Genomic DNA, 21,725 nt, shown 5'->3' with positions numbered 1-21,725 from the left:
CAAGGAGCTTAATTAGCTCCTTGTACATTCATTTTTATTTTATAGATGCTTTTGCTGGCTGTAATAAATAGAGTTTTGTTACTCGGGCCTCCAAAGCATACATTAGCTGTCCAAGGTTCGGGTACTGGAATGTAAGCTATTTTTTCACCTGCTGGATTAAATACTGTTACACCCTTTCCACTCAAATAAAGGTTTCCTTTTTCATCTATTGTAATGCCATCTGCTCCTTGTTTTACAAATAGTTTTTTGTTGGTTAAGTCGCCTTTTTTATTGATGTCGTATTCGTAAGTTTTCCAAGCTCCAATATCTGCAATGAAGAGCTTTTTGCCATTTTTAGATCCTACAATTCCATTTGGCTTATTGAGATCTGTGGTAACTCTTTTAAGTTTCCCTCTATGAAGTAAGTATACATGTTGGCCATCTTGCTGCATGCTTTTGTTTCTGCCCCAATAATCTCTCTCGTATAAAGGGTCAGTGAAGTAGGTGAGTTTTCCATTAGGATGCACCCATACGTCATTAGGGCCATTTAATAGATTGGAATTATATTCTTCAATTAAAATTTTATGATTTCCTTCTTTATCGTATTTCCATAATTGATTGTCTAAATCTGCGCAAGCTATTAAATGACCGTGCTTATCAAAATATAATCCATTAGACCTGCCTGATGATTTAGTGAAAAGCGAAATGCTATCATTGGTAGCATTCCAAACGTAAATGGCATTATTGGGCTGATCGGTAAAGTAAACATTTCCATTGCTGTCAGCGGCAGGCCCTTCTGTAAAGCTGAATGAACTATCAATTAATGTTAATTCAGCTTCTGGGGCGATGATGTGCTGAAAGTCTTCAACCTGAGCCTTATTGGTAAATGTGGTGAATAGTGATAATAGAAAGGTCAGATAAGCGAATGATTTTACTTGTTTATTGGTTTGCATGCTACTTTAAGAGACAGTGGGTTTACTTTTAGCTTTAATGTTTCTTTAAGTAGATACGGATCGCCATCAATATGGATATTTTTTTCTGAGTCTGGGGTTAGAAGTTCCATGATAACTTCCTTGCCTTTGAAGCTTCGGTAATACCGTGATTTGGGCAAGCTTCTGTTAAATAGATGGAAAATGAGTTTGGGATAATACCATGTGGGCGCTTTTTGCAGTATACAAACATCCATTAGTCCATCTGTAATTTCTGCTAATGGAGCTATATGGGCATTGTTTCCATATTGAGAAGAGTTAGCAATGGAGATTAAAAATGGTGCTTTTTCAATTTTCTCTTCTCCATCTATAATAAGTTTATACCCTAGCGATTTAAATTTCAATATTTCAGAAAAGGCCAGTTTTGTATACGAAATGAACCCTCTTTTTTCGCTGCCAGCAAAAAGCTTGGCGATATGAGCGTCAAATCCTACTCCAGCCACATTTAAAAACATGTCTTCATTTAATGAAATAGTGTCTATAGTAGTGGAGTGCCCTAGGTTTAAAAGTTTTAAAGCCTTTTTTGTGTTTAACGGAATTCCTAAATGTCTGGCCAGTCCATTGCCGCTGCCCATGGGTATAATTCCTAGTTTGGTGGAGGTGTTTATTAAAGGTCGGGCTATTTCGTTAATAGTGCCATCTCCACCAATGGCTACAACAAGGTCGAAACCATTTTTATGTTTTTCTGCTATTTCAATGCCATGGCCAGCGTATTCAGTGAATATGATATGTGATTCAATGATATTCTGATCAATACATTTTGAGATTAAATCGGGCATGTTCTTCTTTTTTGAAGTGCCTGACTTAGGGTTGATGATAAATAAAGCTTTTACGATATTGCTCTTCATTTAGCGCTTATTATAATCTGTGTACAACATCTGCATAAAGGCTTTTCCGGGCATATAGTCATCCTCTGTTTTTTCACCCTCTTCTATTACATAGTTTTTGCTTACATTATCATAAACAAAAGTGTGCTCAGGGGCTACGTAGCCATAGCCACTGTTAAATATGAATACCGCAAAACCTTCGTCATTCTTATTGAGTAAATCTTTGGAGAAAATGAAGTCTTCGTGAGGCAACTGTACCTGATTGAGTATTGTTGTAGCAATGTCTGTTTGGCTGCCATAAGTATGTACAACAGTGTCAGTTTTGTTGAGAGCCCCACCTAGCCAAAGCAATGGTATTTTGAATCTTCTTGGATTGGTCAAGCCTTGATTGTCGGGCATAGGGTGACCATGATCAGCCGTGATTACAATTAATGTATTGTCCCACCAATCTGATTTTTTAGCATGATCTATAAATTCACCTAATGACTTGTCTGTGTAATGTGCTGAATTTTCAAATTTAGAGATATCATCATCGCCTTCAATATAAGTTTCCATTGGTACAGTAAAAGGCTCGTGACTGCTAAGGGTTAGCATTGTTTTGAAAAATGGACGAGAGATGGTGTCAGCTTCTTGCCCAAACCTTTCGAAGACATACCCATCGTGCACTCCCCATTTAGAATTGTTGAGTTCATCAGGGAAGCTTCCGCTATGTGTGATTTGATTAAAACGAGCAGTGCTCAAGTATGACCTGAAATTAGCAAAATCAATATTGCCGCCATAGGTAAAACCTGTAGTGTATCCCGCCTCTTCAAATTTTTTGCTTAGATAAGGTAGGCTCGATGTCTTTTTGGGGTATTTGATGATAGAACCTGAGGGCTGTGATGGGTATCCGCTTAGTACAGCCACAATACCCTTGTCCGTTCTGTCACCGCTGGCATAAATGTGATCAAATAATACCCCCTCTTTCGCCAACCGGCTGAAGTTGGGAGCTATTCCGGGTATTCCGCCTAGCGGTTCTATAAACCTGTATGTAAAGCTTTCTATAATTATCAGTATTACATTTGGTCTATCAGTTTTTAATAATTTTTCGGTATTAACTGGCTTGGAGTGGAGTTCTTGGAAAAAGGCAGTGGTTTTATCTTTGTCGTAGAAGTTTTCAGGGTACCTGAGTTTATTTAATTTGCTAAGCGCATACCCAGTGTTCCATACCACATTTATTGCAGAATGATTCGCATAAGTATTAGTAGGGTGGAAATAAACCGTGCCCGTGTTGATGGGAGCTACGTCTGTAGTTCCTCTAATGGGAGCAATCATTGCCGCTGTGAATAGAAGCATCACTAAACTGGTCTTCCAGTCAGAGGCATTGAGGTCTTTTGCCTGTAGTCTTATAAAACGTGAATAGCCTAGATAAAATATGGTGCTTAATAAAAGCCAGCTGATTATTAAAATGGCCAATGCTGTGCCGCTAATAGCAATAGTTGTGTCTTGGCCAATGTATAATAAAGGTGTTGCATCCAATCTAAAACTCCAATGTTGGTACATTTCCAAATCCAGAATAACAACAAAGCCGCATATGTAAGTGATTAATGCGGTGTAAATATTTAGAAAATATTCTGTAAATGATGATCTAAAGAAGCTTGTAATGCATATGACCAGTCCTGGTAAAAGCAGGAAATACCCTGTGGCAGATAGATCTAGTCTGGCGCCATTTAGTATAGATAAAAATATGTCTTGTGATGTAAGCTCAGTAGTGAGATTGTAGTAATATAATAGAAAAAGCACTCTTGAAACGAAGAAAAATATCATCCAATAAGCACCATAACTTAAAAAAAGTTTAATGCGTTCTTTCATTACCTACCCGTCATTTTGTTAAATAAGCGCAAAGATAATATTAATTTTATATTAACTGAGGTGTTTTAAAGTGATGCTTGACTACTTACGATCGCTCAATTTTCGCTTTCTTTGTGAAATGAGATCTTATGAATACAGGACTCGAAATGAGTCGGCCTTATCACCTGTTTTTGAAAAGCAACTAGCTGAACCATTAGCGAATAAGTTGTCAGATAAAATTTCTTTAAACCTTATTACGGTACTAGGGCATTTCGCTATTTATTTGGCGCTTTTCATTTCTTATTATTCGCCTTTTTCTTTGTATGCCAATTTTTTGATGGTTACTGGACTACTGGTTTTTCAGATTGTATGTGATAAGGTAGATGGAGTAAAAGCTCGGATGAGTGGGAGAGCATCTGCTTTAGGTGAATTTTTAGATCACTTTTTTGAATTGTTTAATCAAGGGGCACTTTTGCTTATAGTTCTTAATTTTTATACTATTTCTCATGAGTGGCTTGTTCTTGCTTTAATGGCAACAGCCTGCCTTGTTAACATGACTAAATATTATGAACAATATAAAACGAGTATTCTAGTAAAGAAAAAGATTTCGTTTTTAGAGCTAAAGGCTATTTTAGTCGTTGTTTTTTTAGCGTCTTCTAATGAAGGAATATATGTTTTTTTTGATGTTCCTGATGTGTCTAGCTATTCATTTATAGAAGCAGGTATGATTGTGGTATTAGTAGGAGTGGTGTTCAACTTAATCGCTAATATTATTCGCACACCTAATATTACTTATGGTGGTTGGATGTTTATTGTGCTTTTTGTTGCTGTAGGGTTTATTACTTATCTGTCATTTGGTCTTTTGGTTGCATTGGTGGTCCTTCTTTTTTACGGAGTTTTGTATGTTGGCCGTTTACTGTTGACGCAGCTTGGTGATGGAGTGGAGCGCAGCCCTGATTTATTTTTGCCTATATTTCTGACAGTCCATTACTTTAGCTCATTCTTTAAACCTAATTACACTATTTTTATTTTAAGTGTGTACTTATTGGTTAATATTATATTACTATTAGTGAAGGCTATCAAAACGTTGTCTGTAGGTGAGGTGGAAACAGTAACTGATGTAAAAGAATAGTCTACTTTATACACAACCTGCCTGTAGTTGAGGTGTTTTGGTTGTTGATCTTGTATATATAAATTCCGGGTTTTAAATTGGGGATAAGTACAAATTCTCTTTCTGAGTTTAGTTTTTGTGATAATACTTCTCTGCCCATATCATCATAAATTGTTAGCGCAGAAGGAAATGACTCAAAGGATTTTGAATATACACTTAATTCGCTGTTGTTGTTAACGGGGTTAGGAAATATCAATGCTTCTAAAGTAGAAAGGAAATAAGCCGGAATGTTATCAGTGTAAATTTCTTGACCATTCTTAAAAATAAGCCTCGCCCTATATAAGTTTAAACCTTGATTTGGATTGTTGTCTTTAGCTAATATCTCTATGTTATTAGGGCTAGAGCTTGAAATTATATCATAGTTGCCACTTGAATTAAGTCTTTCAAACACTACTTCTTCAATTTGATAAAGTGTTCCTAGTTTTAAGTTTAGTTCAATATACCCTTCTGCTTGATGTTCATTAGTTAAGAAGCTGATGAAATAGCACTCTGTTCCTTGTATTTGATAGTCGAATGTTAGACTTCTTGCCGCAGGAGCATTATCAGTAAACTGAGGCTCTACAGCAAACAATTGCTCGGCTGTAGTTTCTTTGTTGAATATGTAGCTGGTGTCTTGGGTTTCAAAAATGGGCTCTAAGAAATTGTTTTTTAATGAATAAACTATATACTTTTTATAAACGTCATTCTTTGGCCAAGCAATCATAACCGAATCGGTGCAGTTAAAGCCTACAGTAGGTTTTGGGGTTGTGCTTATGCTAAAGCCCTCAGAAATATATTCTTCATCATCAATGGACATTTTTAGCAATGCCCTGCTGTAAATATTGGGCGTTGACCATGTGTAGTAGCCTTTGCTTAAATCAACGTGGTTGTTAATTAATGTCCAAGTGTTACCATTATCTAAGGAGTAACTAAGTGAGCCATGAGTGAAGAAGGTGCTTTTCCACCTGATGATGCTATTTATTTCAGAAGTGTAGGGGAGTATATCGTTTTTTACGGGGTAGCTCCAATTAAAATTATTGACAGTATCCCAGTCATATGAAATAACAAATTTTTGATATGGAGTTTTTAGTTCATTGCTTTTGATTTCGATGTTATATGTTCCAACATCAGGTTTTTCTATGGTTATCTGTTCTACCGTGTTGAGGTGATCTGTGTTGCGTTTTGGAAGTTGCATCAGGGAATCTTCGTGTGGGTAGCTGTTCAATACCCACGGGAGCCACTTTTTCTGATTATGGTATATGCTCAGATCAAGGTCATTAACAAGTGCTTTGTAGTCATTGGCAGCGGCAGGCTGATCCCACCAGGTAATTAGTATCTTTAGGTTCTGTACATTTTCAGGTATGTCAATAGTGGTGCTTTTGCTCGATGATGACTCTATGCTGTCAATTAGATATTGTTCGTTTTTTAAATTTTTAAGCGCTTTATAGCTATTAAGGTTGCCATAGCCTGTGGCAAAGTCAATTCCCTCTCTGCCTACATCGTCAGCAGTGTTGAGTAGTATGGCTTTTATTATAGCAGCATCAGGCATAGAGTTGAATTGCTTAAAATAAGCTTCTTGCATAATGGCAGCAGTGCCCGACACTAGGGCTGTAGATGCTGAAGAGCCTGAGAGGCTAAAGGCGGAAATACTTGGCGTTACCCTGCCATCAAAAGCAGGGCCTCGAGATACTACCGCGTCAGGCTTATAGACCGTATCTACAGAGGCTACAGTTATAATGTTTTTTGCCATTTTGAAATTCCCCGTCATGTTGGCGAAGCCTGATACTCCTTGGTAGGTGCCTAGGCTGTCAATGCCTGCACCATTATTTCCGATGGAGAATATGTGCAGTAGTTTTTTATTTTGAGCAGTGCTGTAATCATATGCCTCAGCCAATGCTCCATAATAATTTTCTATACTGGTGCCGTAAGAGTGGTTTTGAAGGTAAATATTGTCATTGGCGAAATATGAGGCATCGTCTGGTAATAGATTGGTGTAGTAAGAAGATGAAAGTTGAGCGGCAGAAGCTACTCCTACAGTGTATGGGGAGGTGTTTCCTGCCCCGGCTATTATTGTGGCCATGTCTGTGGCGTGAGATGAATAGTTGTTAGAAGCCAAGGATGAAGGAATGCTCCTGTTTAAAAGATCTAAATCGGTTTCCCTGAACTTTTCTTCTTTTAATGAAATACGAATGTCTTCACCTTTTAAGTAGGGGAAATAGCGCTTGAGTTTATTGATTTGGTTTACGTTAAGGTTGTGACCTGGAATAGTGCTTTCAGGTGATGGAAATGGAGAAAATAAGTTAATGAAAACTATATCTTTGTTTGGTATTATTTCATTTTTTAAGGTTTCGGTTGTTGTTTCAACAATTAATGTATGAGTGTGATGAAATTGTTTAATGATCTTTAAGTTTTTGTTATAGTTTGTTAAAACATTACATGACTTAATGTTCTTTGTCTTGATAATAAATTGTCTTGTAGAACTATTTGAATCAGAATTCAATATTGATTGTAACTCCTTGGTCAGCTTCCAATTGTTATTGACTTTATACCCTTTTAATGCATTTGTGCGCGCACTTTCTGTGTATTCTTTGCTTAGATAAATTATGTACTTTTCCTCACTTAGTTTACGTGCAGATGTGTTTTTAATATACTCTTGAAGTGTTGCGGGTTGATTATCACTTAAAGAGACCATGTAATATCCTTCATTACAAGAGTTAAGGTTTTTAACTTCCTGGTTATCAACGATGAAATTGTACTTGCTGATTTCATTTCTAAAATCCTCTTGCTGAGCTAAAGATAGTCGGCTTAAAATTATAAGTATAGTGATAATGGTGGCTGATTTGGGCATTTTTGATTGAATATTGTAATGAAATCAATAATTCTATAGCTTAAAGTATATAGAATGTAATATTGACAAAATAAAAATCATTCATCTATTTCAAATTCAGAATAATATTACATGATTGATATTGGGGTCGAAAAATAATTTTGATACTGAAATCCTTGGTTTACCTTGCGGCCGTCAGTGATTATAATCGACCTAAACAAAACAATTCTATGAAATTAAATTTAAAAACAGGATTAGCTATAACTTCTATGGCTTTATCAATCGTTTTTACTTCTTGTGAAGAAGAGCAACAATCTGAACCTACTGTAAATAATAGCGGTGTTTCTGAAGCCGTAATTAAAAGATTTCAGGATCTGAAATTTAATACTGATGGTATTAAAAAAGTAGAAGAGGGTTATTTAGTAGAAGGTGACCTGATTGTTACTGAAGAGGCTTTAGCCAATATGGGCGAGCCTACAATTGTAAACGGACCCGAAGGTGAGCAGTATAGAACTTACAACTTGGTAAGTTCACCAAGAACTATCCGTGTAAGAGGCTATGGCTTAAGTACAACTATGAGCCAAGGATTAGATATGGCTATTGCTAACTATAATGCCTTAAACATTGGGTTAACTTTTGTAAGAAGTACTGGTAGCTACGACATACTTGTTCAAAGTAGTGGTAGTGGCGCTGGTGGTGTTGCTGGTTTCCCTACAGGTAATGGAGCTCCTTATAGCAGTGTTAATGTTTATCCAGGTACTGCTAATTACGGAGTTGACGTAGTAGAACACGTAATGACTCATGAAATTGGTCACACTGTAGGATTACGTCATACAGATTATTTCAACAGAGCTTATAGCTGTGGATCAGGTGGTAATGAAGGTGATGGTGGTGTTGGAGCAGTCCAAATCCCAGGAACTCCTTCTTCATATGATTCAAATTCTATTATGTTATCATGTTTCAGTGCTAGCGAAGATGGTGAGTTTTCTTACTATGACAGAGTTGCACTAGAGTACTTATATTAATATAAGTATCCAAAACCCCATTAAACAAACAATTTATTAAAATATCATAAGCTTATAATCGCTGACAAAGCCGGGAGTAATCTCGGCTTTTTTCATTTATTTTATTTTCTATTCTAGAGTAGAAATGGCCTTCAAGCCTTAAGGTTAATTTTTTGGCTGAAATGTTAAATTAAAATTAAAAAGTGAGCAATATACGTGAAATTTTAAGCGTTTTGACTTCGAAAAGGTTTGAAATTTTGAGGTTTACGTTATTTTTTATCTAAACCATTCATTTTTTGATAACTTTTTCTTTTTTGAATGAATAATAGGTAGATTTGAAAGGGTTCGGTTAGTATTAAACTCATTTAATGGCCGAATCAGATAAAATTTACATTTTATTACTTGAATTAAAATTATATTAAAACCAATATGGCACACTTACGCTTTAAAGCTTTGGAGTTAGCTAATAACAGACCTTCTATTAAGGTTACTGCTCCAGGGAAAATATCAGACTTTTATGGTCAAGATGTATTTGGTATGAAGCAAATGCAAACTTTGCTAGCGCCAGATGTATACAAGAGAGTTAAAAAAGCTATTGAAGACGGAACTAAAATAGATGCAGACACAGCTGACGCGGTGGCATCTGCAGTGAAGGCATGGGCTTTAGATAAAGGAGCTACACATTATACTCACTGGTTTCAGCCATTAACAGGTTCAACTGCCGAAAAGCACGATACGTTTTTTGATGCAGGACTAGGATTAGAAAAATTTAAAGGAAGTGCTCTTGTTCAGCAAGAGCCTGATGCATCTTCATTCCCTAATGGAGGTATAAGAAGTACATTTGAAGCTAGAGGTTATACCGCTTGGGACCCTAGTTCTCCAATGTTTGTTTATGGTACTACATTATGTATACCTACAATTTTCGTTTCTTACACAGGAGAAGCGCTAGATAATAAAGCTCCTTTATTAAAAGCTGTAGAGGCTGTAGATAGAGCAGCTACTAAGGTTTGTCAAATGTTTGACAAGAAGGTGACTCGTGTTAAGCCTAGTTTAGGTTGCGAGCAAGAATATTTCTTGGTAGATAAAGCGTTATATGCTTCTCGCCCTGATCTTGTGATGGCTGGAAGAACGGTATTTGGACATAATCCAGCGCGTGGTCAGCAGCTTGATGATCACTATTTTGGGTCTATTCCTTCTCGTATTTATGATTTTATGAGGGAATTTGAAGCCGAATCATTGAAGTTAGGTATTCCTGTAAGTACTCGTCATAACGAGGTGGCGCCAAGTCAGTTTGAGGTAGCTCCTTTGTTTGAAGATATTAACGTAGCTTCTGATCATAACCAGTTATTGATGGATGTGATGTCTCGCGTGGCTGAGCGTCATAGCCTAAAAGTTTTATTCCATGAAAAGCCATTTGCGGGGCTTAATGGTAGTGGTAAGCATAACAACTGGTCATTAATTACTAATACAGGAGTTAACTTATTTCAGCCTAGTAGTAGTGCCAGAGAAAATTTATTATTCTTAGTTTTCTTTGTAAACACTATTAAAGCAGTTTATGAGCACGCAGATTTATTACGTGCAAGTATTGCATCTTCAGGTAATGATCATAGATTAGGAGCTAACGAAGCACCTCCGGCAATTATGTCAGTGTTTATCGGGTCTCAATTAACTCAAGTGTTAGATGAGTTAGAGAAAAAAGGTAACATTAAAGTAGAAAAAGGTGAAAACATGTATATGAAATTAGGTATAGATAAAATACCTAGAATTATACTAGATAACACTGATAGAAACAGGACTTCGCCTTTCGCATTTACAGGTAATAAATTTGAATTTAGAGCAGTAGGAGCTAATGAAAACTCATCATCTCCAATGACTGTGCTTAACCTTATCATAGCAGAGCAGCTTACAGAATTTTATGAAAGCGTACAAGCTGAGATGAAAAAAGGAACTGAGAAGAGAATGGCCATTGTAAACACTCTTCGTAAGTATATTAAAGATTCAAAGGCTATTAGATTTGAAGGTGACGGATACTCTGATGAGTGGGTGGAAGAAGCTAAAAAAAGAGGTTTATCTAACATTAAGGATACACCTAGAGCTCTTGATGCTTACCTTACAGATAAATCAAGAAAAATGTTTAACAAACATCAAGTGTTGAATGATATTGAACTTGATGCCAGAAACGAGATTAGATGGGAGAGCTACATTATGAAGATTCAAATTGAATCGAGAGTAATGGGAGATTTAGTGCTTAACCATATTATACCTACAGCTATTGCCTATCAAAATAAGTTAATCAAAAACGCTGAAGGGTTAAAAGCTTTAGGAGTTAATAATGATGAAGTGATTAATATCATTAAATCGGTATCAGAATACATCAGTTCATTAAGAAAAGATGTTTATGGTATGATTGAGGCTCGTAAAAAGCTTAATAAAGTAGATGATTTGAGAGAAAGAGCTACAGGATACTGCGATGATGTAAAAGGAGCTTATTTCGAGAAAATTCGCTATGCAGTAGATAAATTAGAGATGCTAGTTGATGATGAAGATTGGCCTCTAGTAAAATATAGAGAAATGTTGTTTTTGAGATAATAAAAAAACAAAGCTCTCGTAAAGATAAAAGCAGGTGGAATTTTTTCACCTGCTTTTTGTTTATATAGGGCGAAACTTAACAGAAAACGTTTTATGCATATTTTGACTCGTATTGTAAAAGACAAGTTGTTTTATGTTGTGCTATTAATTGTGGTGGTTATAAACACTGCTATGCGTCATAATGAATCGGAGCATCCTGATTTATTGGCGGAATATTACCATCCAGAAATTGATTCTGTAGATAGTATGAACTTTACGGCTTTGGCAGAAATTAAAACCCTACGCGATAGCCTCATTGATTATGCAGTACAATTTAAAGGATTGCCTTACAAGTATGCTGCGAAAGGTCCTGGAGCTTTTGATTGTTCTGGGTTTACCTGTTATGTGTTTAAAAATTTTAATGTAGCGCTGCCTGCTTCATCTATTCTGCAGGCTCAGTTTGGAGAGTCAATCGACACTGATGCTGTGTCTAAGGGAGATTTGTTGGTGTTTAAAAGTCCGACCAAAGGCGTAAATAGAGTGGGGCATGTTGGTATTGTAACTTCTAATGTTGATGGTAGGGTAAGTTTCATTCATAGCTCTACACATAGGGGAGTGGTGGAAGATACGCTAAGTAATAAATATTATAATGCTCGTTTTATGGGAGCTAGAAGAGTTTTAAAAGATTAAAAAAAAACAAAAGGTGAACCTAGTTCTAGGTTCACCTTTTGTTTTTTTAGTTTCCTTCCGCTTCGTTAGTCTTATATATCTGAAACTCCACCCTTCGGTTGAGGTGTTTGTCTTCTTGCGTTACTTCTTTTACAATAGGTTTCGAGCTGCCATATCCTTTTGCTTCTACTCGTTCGGCTTCCACACCTCCAAAATGTACCAGATACTCCTTAATTACATCAGCTCTCTCTTGAGATAACCTTAAATTAAAACTTTCGTTTCCATCAGAGTCTGTGTGGCCATTAATTTTTAGGCTGTAATCAGGGTTGTCTAATAAGAAATCGGCCATTTTGTCTAAATCTCCATACATCGCAGAGGTAAGGTCAGCTTTGTTTTCTTCAAACTCCATTGACTCGAATTTTAATTTGGTGGCTATAGGGGTCGTTTGCCTGTGTAGCTCCATTTCGCCATCCAGATAAAATATTTCTTCTATTCTAAAGAAGTCTTCTCCCTGTATAATCAGCAAGTAATTGTTCTTGTTGATAAGGTCAAATTCAAATGAACCGTCAGGCCTAAGGAATTTAGGAGCCACTTCAATTCCATTATCAAGGTCAATAATAGAAACAATGCCTTTGAAAGGTTCGCCTGTTTCGCTATTAGTTAATGAGCCTGTTACTTTGGTGGTGGCATCAGGTTGAGCTTCCATGGGCACAGGGAAAGAATAGAGGTCAAGGTTGCTCATCTCTTCCTCTACTGAGCGGGCATAATACAGATTTTGTGATTTAGAATCTATCGTAAAATAAAATTCACTTCCTGTGCCATTTACAAGTGGCCCTATGTTAAGAGGCTCAGTCCAATTGTGATCATCATAATACGCCTTATAAATGTCAAATTCTCCAAAATTCAGGTTTTGTCCATTAGAGCTGAAATAAAGCACATCCTTGGTATGATGGTAAAATGGGCTTACTTCTGAGTTTCTGGTGTTTATTATTGGACCTAAGTTTTGGGCTTTGCTCCAATTTCCATCAATAGATTTTGTGCTATAGTATATGTCTGATAAGCCAAAGCCACCAATCCTATCGGAGGCAAAGAATAATGTATCTTCTCCATGAGACAGTGATGGGTGAGAGTCCCAGGCTATGCTGTTTACTCCTGACCCCAAGTTTTGGGGTTGAGTCCAAGTGCTATCTTCGGATAGGTGAGACACGAATAAGTCGCAGTCGCCATAGCCTCCAGGGGAGTTGCATCGCGCAAAATATATAGTTTTTCCATCTTTACTTAAAGTGGCAGAGCCTTCATTGTACGAGCTGTTCAGTTTTTTTAGTTCCTTAGCTTCTCCCCAGTTTCCATACGCGTAATCTGTGAAAAATAAATCTTCATCATTTACAGGGTCAAAACCTCTATAATGACTGTTTCTTTTTGAGGTGAATATTAATATGTCGTCATTAGAGCTTAGGGTAGGGCCATAATCAGACTTTTGGGAGTTTACCACTTGGCCCATGTTGAGAAGTACACTTCTTGGAGGGCGCAGCGTGTCTACCTCTTTTCTGTAATCAACCAATTCGTAATAATATTCCAGAGGTACAAAGTAGTCGCGGTCGTTAGTAGTTAACGAGTCATAATAAAGTTCTACTTCGGTAATGTTAATGTCTTCTCTATGATGTTTTAATACAAGTTTGTATAGAAGCTTAGCCTCTTCATAGTCTCCGTAGGTTTCGGTAAGTTTGGCTAGCCTCCAAAGCATTTTGGTGTCTTTGTAGAAATTCATAATGCCAAACTGCTTTATGTAGGTGCGCAACTGTGGATATAAAGCTATCCATGCATCTTCCTTTTGTAATTTTTCTATGTGCTTTAGTTTGCTTTCATTACGGAAGTAAGGTATTTTATTTATATTAGGAAAACGGAATAAGTCAGAGCTGCTATATCCTGATGTGCTGTCATTGAGCATAAGTACACCACCCGATTTTATTTGCGCGGAAAGGATGCCAGAAGCTCCAAAAATTAATAAAATACTTAAAATCCATTTAATCATTCCTAGTAAACGTACGTCAATAGCCCCACAGTGTTTAAAGATGTTATAAAATTGTAATTTTTTCAAGAATTCCGTACAAAGAGTTTTTGGCATAGCTATTGACAAATATTATGGAAACTCAAAATTCAGATATTTATATATAAAATGTGTCATTGTGGCATATTTATACTAACGTAAGACATATCATATGTTTAATAAATTGTTTTTATCAGATTTAGTGCAGGAAGATTCGGAAGATTTGATTCAGTTGATTAATCCTGAAGATAATTCTGAGGTAACTAAGGAGGACTTGCCTGAGGAGATTTCTATTTTGCCCATCAGAAATACGGTTCTTTTCCCAGGGGTTGTAATTCCTATTACTGTAGGGAGGCAAAAGTCTATTAAATTAGTAAAGAAGGCCTACGAAGGGGATAGATATATAGGTGTAGTAGCACAGAAAAATGTAAAAACGGAAGATCCGAGTGTAGAAGATATTTATCAGATAGGTACGGTAGCTAAGATTATAAAGATGCTAGTGTTGCCTGATGGAAATACTACTATTATAATACAGGGGAAAAGCCGCTTTGAAATAGATGAAATCGTAAAAGAAGACCCTTACATTACAGCTAAGATAAACTTGCTTACTAGTGAGTATCCTGCTGATGATGAAAAGGAGATCAAGGCTGTAATTCAGTCATTAAAGGATGCAGCATCGAAAATACTGAAGCTTAACCCTGAGATTCCTCAGGAAGCACAAATGGCTTTAGATAATATACATGATCTTGGTTTTCTAACTCATTTTCTTTCTTCTAACCTCAATGCTGAAGTTTCTGATAAGCAAAGGTTATTAGAGATTAGTAATGGCATGGAAAGAGCAACCTTGTTGCTTGAATTTATGCTTAAGGAAATTCAATTGTTGGAAATAAAGTATGATATTCAGAAGAAAGTACATACTGATATAGATCAACAGCAGCGCGATTACTACCTAAGGCAGCAGATGAAGGTTCTTCAAGATGAACTAGGTTATGATGGACCAGATAAGGAGGTAGAAAATCTTAGAGCTAAAGGTAATAAGAAGAAGTGGAATGAGGAGGTGCAGAAGCACTTTAACAAAGAGTTGGATAAGATTATGCGTATGAATCCGGCTGCAGCAGAGTACCCAGTAGCCATGAACTACGTAGAGCTTCTCTTAGAATTGCCTTGGAATGAGTTCACTAAAGATGATTTTGACTTAAAGAGAGCCAAAAAGATTTTGGATAAAAATCACTTTGGAATGGAAAAGGTCAAAGATAGGATCATAGAATATTTGGCAGTATTAAAGCTGAAACAAGATATGAAAGGGCCTATTTTGTGCCTTTATGGCCCTCCTGGGGTTGGTAAAACCTCATTGGGAAGATCAATTGCGAAGGCATTGAAACGTAAATATGTCAGAATGTCACTGGGTGGGGTACATGATGAGGCAGAAATTAGAGGACACAGAAAAACTTATGTAGGCGCTTTACCTGGTAAAATTATTCAGAGCTTAAAAAAGGCTCAATCTTCTAATCCGGTTTTTATCTTAGATGAAATAGATAAAGTAAGTTCTGATTTTAGAGGTGATCCTGCTTCTGCCTTATTGGAGGTGCTTGACCCTGAGCAGAATAATACCTTTGCGGATAACTACCTTGAATTGGATTATGACCTTTCAAAGGTATTGTTTATAGCCACAGCCAACTCGTTGGAAACTATTCACCCTGCTTTAAGAGATAGGATGGAGATTATAGAAATTAGTGGCTATACACAAGAGGAAAAGGTAGAAATAGCTAAAAAGCATTTAATACCTAGGCAAAAGGACGAGCATGGCTTGAAAAGCAAAGACGTTACTTTAAATAAAAAGGCCATAGAGAAAGTGATAGAAGGTTATACTCGCGAGTCTGGGGTAAGAAACCTAGAAAGAACGCTGGGGTCTGTAATAAGAAATGTGGCTAAGTCTATAGCTATGGAGGAGGAATACGAGAAAACCGTAACTCCTGAGAAAGTTATTGATATCCTTGGAGGAGAACGTTTTGATAAAGAACTGTATCAAGGTAATGATATAGCAGGAGTTGTTACTGGCTTGGCGTGGACTCCTGTGGGTGGAGAGATTCTTTTCATAGAGTCAAGTTTAAGTAAAGGTAAAGGTAAGCTTACATTGTCTGGGCAGTTAGGGGATGTAATGAAGGAATCGGCTATGGCTGCTATTTCATATTTACGAGCCAATGCCGAAGAAATAGGAATAGATCAGCGTGCGTTTGATCATTACGATCTTCACGTACACGTGCCTGCAGGCGCAGTGCCTAAAGATGGGCCTTCAGCGGGTATTACTATGCTAACCTCATTAGCGTCAATCTATACGCAGCGTAAAGTAAAAGATAAACTTGCCATGACTGGTGAGATTACCTTGAGAGGAAAGGTATTGCCTGTGGGAGGAATAAAGGAGAAAATTCTTGCAGCAAAAAGAGCTGGTATAAAAGAAATTATTCTTTCAGTTAAAAATAAACGCGATATAGCTGAAATCGATGATAATTATATCAAGGATTTAAAAATTAATTATGTCGAAAATGTAGGACAGGTATTGGAATTAGCGCTTTTGAAGGAAAAGGTTAAAAAGCCAGTAGCTTTTACATTTGAAGAGTCTAAAGATAAGGATTAAATTACCAGTACTTTAGACATGTAGAATATGACAAGAAGCATTAAGGCATTCTTAATAATATGGGTAGCACTTTTCGCTACCCACTCTTTATATGCTCAAATAGGAGGAAATCGTTCGTTTGAATTTAATAATGTGCCTACTACAGCCCGTTTAGCAGGCTTGGGCGGTGTTAATGTTTCTTTAGTAGGGCAGGACATAAATCTTGCTTTTTCCAATCCGGCTTTGGCCACCGATACGCTTTCAGGCCAAGCATCTTTTAGTTACCTCAACTATGTGGCAGATGTAAATACAGTTTCTGCTGCGTATCAGCACAAATTTGAAAAGTGGGGCAGTTGGTTTATGGGGGTTAGTAGGTTCTCTTATGGCGAAATGGAAGGCTATGACGCAACGGGGGCTTATTTAAACGATTTTAATGCAGGAGAAACCGTAGTTTATCTAGGTTCTTCGCATCAGATTGGAAACTTTATAATGGGTAGCTCTCTAAAATTTTTCAATTCTAATATTGATGTATATAATGCCAATGCGTTAGCGGTAGATTTAGGAGGAGCGTTTGTACATCCTACCGCTAATTTTACAGCGGGTCTGGTTTTTAAAAATATTGGATTTAAGTTCAATGATTATACTGAAACAGCAAATAGCAAGCTTCCGTTTGATATTCAGGCTGGGGTAACTTATAAGCCACTTCATATGCCTTTTCGTTTTTCTTTGACAGCTTACAATTTATATCAAGGAAATATCAGTTACTACAATCCTCAATCGGTGATTGTGGAAGAAGAGAAAGGTACTTTTGATAAAGTGATGCGCCATGTAGTAATAGGTGCTGAAGTGCTGTTAACAAAAAATATTAATTTACGACTAGGGTATAACCATTTGGTTAGGCAAGAGTTAAAGTTAGAGAATACAGCTGGTGGAGCAGGATTCTCATTTGGTTTTATGGCCAAAATAAAAGCATTTAGTATAGCATATAGTAGGGTGGGGTACCATGCGGCCGGAGGTTCTAATGTATTTACCCTTACTGCTAATACAAATTTATTTTTTAGAAAAAGAACAATGTAATTATGATAAATCAGGAGACATATTTAACTCCCAAAGAGATAGTTGCGGAGCTTGATAAATATATTATTGGTCAGAAAGAGGCGAAGAGGAATGTAGCTATTGCTCTTAGAAACAGGTGGAGGAGGATGAATGTGAAGTCTGAAATTCAGGGGGAAATAGTACCTAATAATATTTTAATGATAGGAGCTACGGGTGTAGGTAAGACAGAAATAGCTCGTAGGTTGGCAAAAATAGCCAATGCTCCATTTACCAAAGTAGAAGCTTCAAAGTTTACTGAAGTAGGTTATGTAGGTAGAGATGTAGAAAGCATGGTTCGTGATTTGGTAGAGCAATCAGTGAACTTGGTGAAAGAGGAGAAGAAGAAGGAAGTGGAAGTAAAGGCTGAGCAGATAGTAGAAGATATTATTCTTGATGCATTGATACCACCTATTAAGGGAAACAATGGTGAGTTTAAAAATCCGGCTTCTACAGAAACTGTAACAGGAGAACTGCCATCTAATGATAATGAACTCAATGAGCAAACGAGAGAGCGCTTTAGAGAGAAAATTAGAAATAAAGAGCTAGAAGATCGTAAGATCGATATTAATGTTAAAAAGCCCTCTAATCCTGGAGTAGGTATGATCGGAGGAGGAATGGTTGACGAATCTTCAATGATTAACCTTCAGGAGATGCTTAGTGGCATGATGCCTAAAAAAACTAAGAAGAGGAAGGTGACCATAGAAGAGGCTAGAAAAATTTTGATGGAGGAGGAGTCTGCCAAGCTTATCGATATGGATGAGGTGAAAGACCTGGCAATAGCCAAAGCAGAAAACACTGGGATTATATTTATTGATGAGATTGATAAAATAGCTGGTGGCTCTAAGAAAGGTGGTGGCGGACCAGATGTGAGCAGAGAAGGTGTACAGCGTGATTTATTACCCATTGTAGAAGGAAGTACAGTAAATACAAAATACGGAGTTATAAAAACTGATCATATTTTGTTTATTGCAGCTGGGGCCTTTCATGTGGCCAAACCTTCTGATTTGATACCAGAGCTTCAGGGGCGTTTTCCCATCCGTGTGGAATTAGATAATTTGACTAAACAAGACTTTTATCATATTCTTAAAGAGCCAAGAAATGCACTCACGAAACAGTATGAGGCTTTAATGGCTTCAGAAGAAGTGAAGCTTTCATTTCAAGAAGAAGCGCTTGAAGAAATTGCTGAAACCGCATTTAATATCAATACGGAGGTAGAGAATATCGGTGCCAGAAGACTACATACGGTAATGAGCCAGCTATTGAATGAATTCTTGTTTGATGTGCCAGATAAAATAGGGCCTAATGCTAATATTGTTATAACCAGAGAGATGGTGAAGGATAAACTAACGGGTCTTGTTAAGAATAAAGATTTAAGTGAATTTATACTTTAAGTAATAAATCCTAAAGACTTGAGAAGCACCTGATTTATCGGGTGCTTTTTTGCTTTAAATGGATGAACCAAAACCATTAAGGAGTTGTATTAATGCAGCTAAAGTGAATAAAGAGTGAGAATTTAACTTGCTTTTCAGACTAAAATTATATTAATTCATATAGAAAGCAGGTCGTGTTACTGATACTGCTTTTGGTTCAATAAGAAATTCTTTACGAATAAAATGTGCTATATGCAAAAGGAGTGCATTTTGATAGCCTTGATATTTTCAAGGCTATTTTTTTTAACAGTGCGCTAATGAACAGGTTTCGTTTTCTGTTTCGAATTCTAATGTAGCATGGGCTACTTCATCTTCTTTTAGCGCTAGTCTTACTTTGTTTTTAATGGCGGCTAGCTCTTCTATGTTGTATGAAGATTTTACAACCAAGTGGGCACTGAAAATATTGTATTCTCCATCCATAGACCATAAATGGCAGTCATGGACTTCTTTAATTTCTGTAAAAGCTTCTATTTTATTTTTAATGCTTTCAAGCTCGAGGTGTTTTGGGGTGCCTTGTAGTATTATGGTAAAACTTTTTTTGATATTTCTGAATACATTGAATAAAATAAACCCAGAGATAGCTAAAGAAAGTATAGGGTCAATGATGGGGGCATCGAAGTAATGCATTACAATAGCTCCTATTAACACAGCTACCCAGCCGAGTACATCTTCCAGTAAGTGAAGAGATACTACTTCTTCATTAATAGAGCTGCCCTTTCTAAGGCGAATAACTGCTGCGCCATTTACTAATATTCCTAAAACCGCCATCCAAATCATGCCATTGGTCTCGGGCTGTTGTGGTGTTATTAGCCTAGGTATTACTTTGTAAATAATAATAATTGATCCTGTAAGTAGAACTACAGAGTTAATGATGGCACCCAATAATGAAAATCTTGCATAACCATACGAGAAGGTCTTGTCTCTGCCTTTAGCAGATAGGTTTTGAAAATACCAGGATAGCCCAAGACTAAGCGAGTCGCCCAAATCATGCAAAGCATCAGACAAAATGGCCATGCTATTGGTGAAAAAACCACCAACTATTTCAATAATAGTAAAGGTGAGATTTAGGAAAAAAGCAACTTTTATATTTCCTGAACCATGGTGATGATGATGGTCATGTCCGTGATGGTGATGGTGGTGTCCCATGTGGCCGTTTTACATAATGAAATTAACCAGTAGCGATGTTAGGCGCTCACTGTTTTGCTACTTATATTTTCTTTTAAAAACTGTTTTAAAAGCTTAAACTCTTCTTTTTTTATGGCAGGGAAGTTAGCAATTCTAAAGGTAGTAGCCTTGTAGTCTCCGTAGCCATTTCCTAATATTATTCCCTGCAGAACGGCTTTTTCTTTCACTTGCTCTATATCTTCAGCCTTACCCGAAACTACCAGCACAGTTTCTGATCTTACATTTTCGTTTTCAATTAAACAATGAAACTTACCCATGCTACTTTCTAATATGTTGTAGTACGCATTAAGTCTTTTCTTTAATTTTTTTTCTACTTTATTTATAGGCTTTCTGTTCTCCATTACACGCATTAATAAGTAAATGTTCATCACATTTGGCGTATAAGAAGTTTGGTATAACTCCATTTTTTCTTTTAGAAAATTAAGGCTATTGTAATGAGAGTTTTCATTCAATGTTTCTGCCTTTTTAAAAGCATTAGGGCTGCAAATCATTATGCCTAGCCCCGCGGGTAATCCAAAGCATTTTTGAACAGAAGCATACCATACATCTGCATTTTCAAAGGCGAGTTTAACACCGGCCATAGATGATGTGGCATCAACAGCAATAATATGGTTAGGATATTTTTTTCTCAATTTGGCAATTCTGCTGTTGTCCAGTTGAGTGCCATTGCTAGTTTCATTTTGAGTAATGCATATCACGCCTTCTTCAGAAGATAAATCAATTTCACCAGTTTTTAGCTCTTGCTCTATATCGAACTGATAGCCGATGGCATAGGGTGAAAGTTTTTGAGTGTATTCAAACCACTTTTGACCAAAGGCGCCATTATAAAAATGATAACTTTGGTTGTCAATTAGCGATTGTGCTATTATTTCCCAACACTCAGTAGCTGAAGAGGTGAAAACAATGCCATAATCAGCAGGAATGTCTAATTTGTCTTTGAGTAAGCCTACAGTTTTAGCATATATTTTCATAAAAGCATCACTTCTGTGGTTGATGCTTAATATACCTTGTTCATATGCTTCTTGCACGTAAGCAGGGATGTTTTCTTCTACTCTTGAAGGGCCTGGATAAAAGCTTATCATTTTTTATTTTTTCTATTAATAAGGTATGTTATGGCTAATAAGTATCCTTCAATTCCTAATCCGGAAATCATGCCAATACATTCTTTACTTATTATACTCTTATGTCTGAACTCCTCACGAGCATAAATGTTTGAAATATGCACTTCTATTACAGGGGTGGTAACAGCTGCTATAGCATCCGATATGGCTACTGAAGTATGGGTGTATGCTCCTGCATTGAGAATTATGCCATCGTATGAAAATCCCTTTTCTTGAATTTTACCCACTAGTTCGCCTTCTATATTCGATTGGTAATACTCTAGCTCTACACCTTCAAAGTTATCTTTTATGCTGTTGAAGAAACTTTCAAAATCCTGACTGCCATAAATTTCAGGCTCTCTTTTACCTAGTAAGTTTAAATTGGGCCCGTTAACGATAATTATTTTCATT

General features: G+C 36.7%; 15 protein-coding genes. 7 read left to right on the top strand and 8 right to left on the bottom strand.

Annotation, left to right across the window (positions count from 1 at the left end):
- Positions 1 to 8: 8 nt before the first annotated feature.
- The 3 genes from ACXACQ_RS23490 to ACXACQ_RS23480 are packed head-to-tail and all read right to left on the bottom strand — an operon-like array spanning position 9 to position 3,646.
- On the bottom strand, positions 9 to 932 hold the full coding sequence (locus tag ACXACQ_RS23490; protein WP_474978449.1) for an SMP-30/gluconolactonase/LRE family protein: 924 nt from the start codon (positions 930 to 932) through the stop codon (positions 9 to 11).
- Positions 911 to 1,816, bottom strand: a complete 906-nt coding sequence (locus ACXACQ_RS23485) for a diacylglycerol/lipid kinase family protein (RefSeq protein WP_474978448.1) — start codon at positions 1,814 to 1,816, stop codon at positions 911 to 913. The genes ACXACQ_RS23490 and ACXACQ_RS23485 overlap by 22 nt, the downstream gene beginning before the upstream one ends.
- Complete coding sequence (locus tag ACXACQ_RS23480; RefSeq protein ID WP_474978447.1) at positions 1,817 to 3,646, bottom strand: LTA synthase family protein; 1,830 nt, start codon at positions 3,644 to 3,646, stop codon at positions 1,817 to 1,819. It lies immediately after the preceding gene.
- Positions 3,647 to 3,851: 205 nt separating this feature from the next.
- On the opposite strand from ACXACQ_RS23480, the gene ACXACQ_RS23475 reads away from it, so the two are divergent.
- Complete coding sequence (locus tag ACXACQ_RS23475; protein ID WP_474978446.1) at positions 3,852 to 4,757, top strand: CDP-alcohol phosphatidyltransferase family protein; 906 nt, start codon at positions 3,852 to 3,854, stop codon at positions 4,755 to 4,757.
- Position 4,758: 1 nt separating this feature from the next.
- Here ACXACQ_RS23475 and ACXACQ_RS23470 read toward each other — a convergent pair whose 3' ends face one another.
- The gene (locus ACXACQ_RS23470) at positions 4,759 to 7,623 is read right to left on the bottom strand and encodes a S8 family serine peptidase (RefSeq protein ID WP_474978445.1); all 2,865 of its coding nucleotides are present in this window, start codon (positions 7,621 to 7,623) and stop codon (positions 4,759 to 4,761) included.
- Between the two features lie 209 nt (positions 7,624 to 7,832).
- Here ACXACQ_RS23470 and ACXACQ_RS23465 point away from each other — a divergent pair, with 209 nt between their 5' ends.
- From ACXACQ_RS23465 to ACXACQ_RS23455, 3 genes are all read left to right on the top strand, one after another.
- Positions 7,833 to 8,627, top strand: a complete 795-nt coding sequence (locus tag ACXACQ_RS23465) for a M57 family metalloprotease (RefSeq protein ID WP_474978444.1) — start codon at positions 7,833 to 7,835, stop codon at positions 8,625 to 8,627.
- A gap of 408 nt (positions 8,628 to 9,035) precedes the next feature.
- Positions 9,036 to 11,195, top strand: coding sequence for a glutamine synthetase III family protein (locus ACXACQ_RS23460; RefSeq protein WP_474978443.1), 2,160 nt, complete (start codon positions 9,036 to 9,038; stop codon positions 11,193 to 11,195).
- Between the two features lie 93 nt (positions 11,196 to 11,288).
- A complete protein-coding gene (locus ACXACQ_RS23455) occupies positions 11,289 to 11,864 on the top strand; it encodes a C40 family peptidase (protein ID WP_474978442.1) in 576 nt (191 codons plus the stop codon).
- Between the two features lie 46 nt (positions 11,865 to 11,910).
- Here ACXACQ_RS23455 and ACXACQ_RS23450 read toward each other — a convergent pair whose 3' ends face one another.
- Positions 11,911 to 13,941: an OmpA family protein gene (locus ACXACQ_RS23450; protein ID WP_474978441.1), complete on the bottom strand. Its 2,031-nt coding sequence runs from the start codon at positions 13,939 to 13,941 to the stop codon at positions 11,911 to 11,913.
- A 121-nt stretch (positions 13,942 to 14,062) separates the two neighbouring features.
- Between ACXACQ_RS23450 and lon the strand changes: the two genes are divergently transcribed.
- Genes lon through hslU form a run of 3 tightly spaced genes read left to right on the top strand, consistent with a single transcriptional unit; the run spans position 14,063 to position 18,990 of the window.
- Positions 14,063 to 16,525 carry an endopeptidase La gene (gene lon, locus ACXACQ_RS23445; RefSeq protein WP_474978440.1) on the top strand — a complete coding sequence of 821 codons (2,463 nt, stop codon included), beginning with the start codon at positions 14,063 to 14,065 and terminating at the stop codon, positions 16,523 to 16,525.
- Positions 16,526 to 16,552: 27 nt separating this feature from the next.
- A complete protein-coding gene (porQ, locus tag ACXACQ_RS23440) occupies positions 16,553 to 17,581 on the top strand; it encodes a type IX secretion system protein PorQ (protein ID WP_474978439.1) in 1,029 nt (342 codons plus the stop codon).
- Positions 17,582 to 17,583: 2 nt separating this feature from the next.
- Positions 17,584 to 18,990: an ATP-dependent protease ATPase subunit HslU gene (hslU, locus tag ACXACQ_RS23435; protein ID WP_474978438.1), complete on the top strand. Its 1,407-nt coding sequence runs from the start codon at positions 17,584 to 17,586 to the stop codon at positions 18,988 to 18,990.
- A gap of 282 nt (positions 18,991 to 19,272) precedes the next feature.
- Here the strand turns inward: hslU and ACXACQ_RS23430 are convergent, their stop codons facing one another.
- From ACXACQ_RS23430 to aroQ, 3 genes are read right to left on the bottom strand one after another with little or no spacing between them, the layout of a single operon-like run.
- Positions 19,273 to 20,175: a cation diffusion facilitator family transporter gene (locus ACXACQ_RS23430; protein ID WP_474978437.1), complete on the bottom strand. Its 903-nt coding sequence runs from the start codon at positions 20,173 to 20,175 to the stop codon at positions 19,273 to 19,275.
- 38 nt (positions 20,176 to 20,213) lie between these two features.
- Entirely contained in the window at positions 20,214 to 21,296 is a 1,083-nt protein-coding gene (locus ACXACQ_RS23425) for an aminotransferase class V-fold PLP-dependent enzyme (protein WP_474978436.1), read from the bottom strand.
- Positions 21,293 to 21,724, bottom strand: coding sequence for a type II 3-dehydroquinate dehydratase (gene aroQ / locus ACXACQ_RS23420; RefSeq protein WP_474978435.1), 432 nt, complete (start codon positions 21,722 to 21,724; stop codon positions 21,293 to 21,295). Before aroQ ends, ACXACQ_RS23425 begins: the two co-directional genes overlap by 4 nt.
- Position 21,725: the final 1 nt, after the last annotated feature.

The organism is Fulvivirga sp. AWR4_260, from assembly GCF_056158185.1.
Note: the sequence above shows the minus strand (reverse complement) of the source record. Positions and strands in the feature narration are given on the sequence as shown.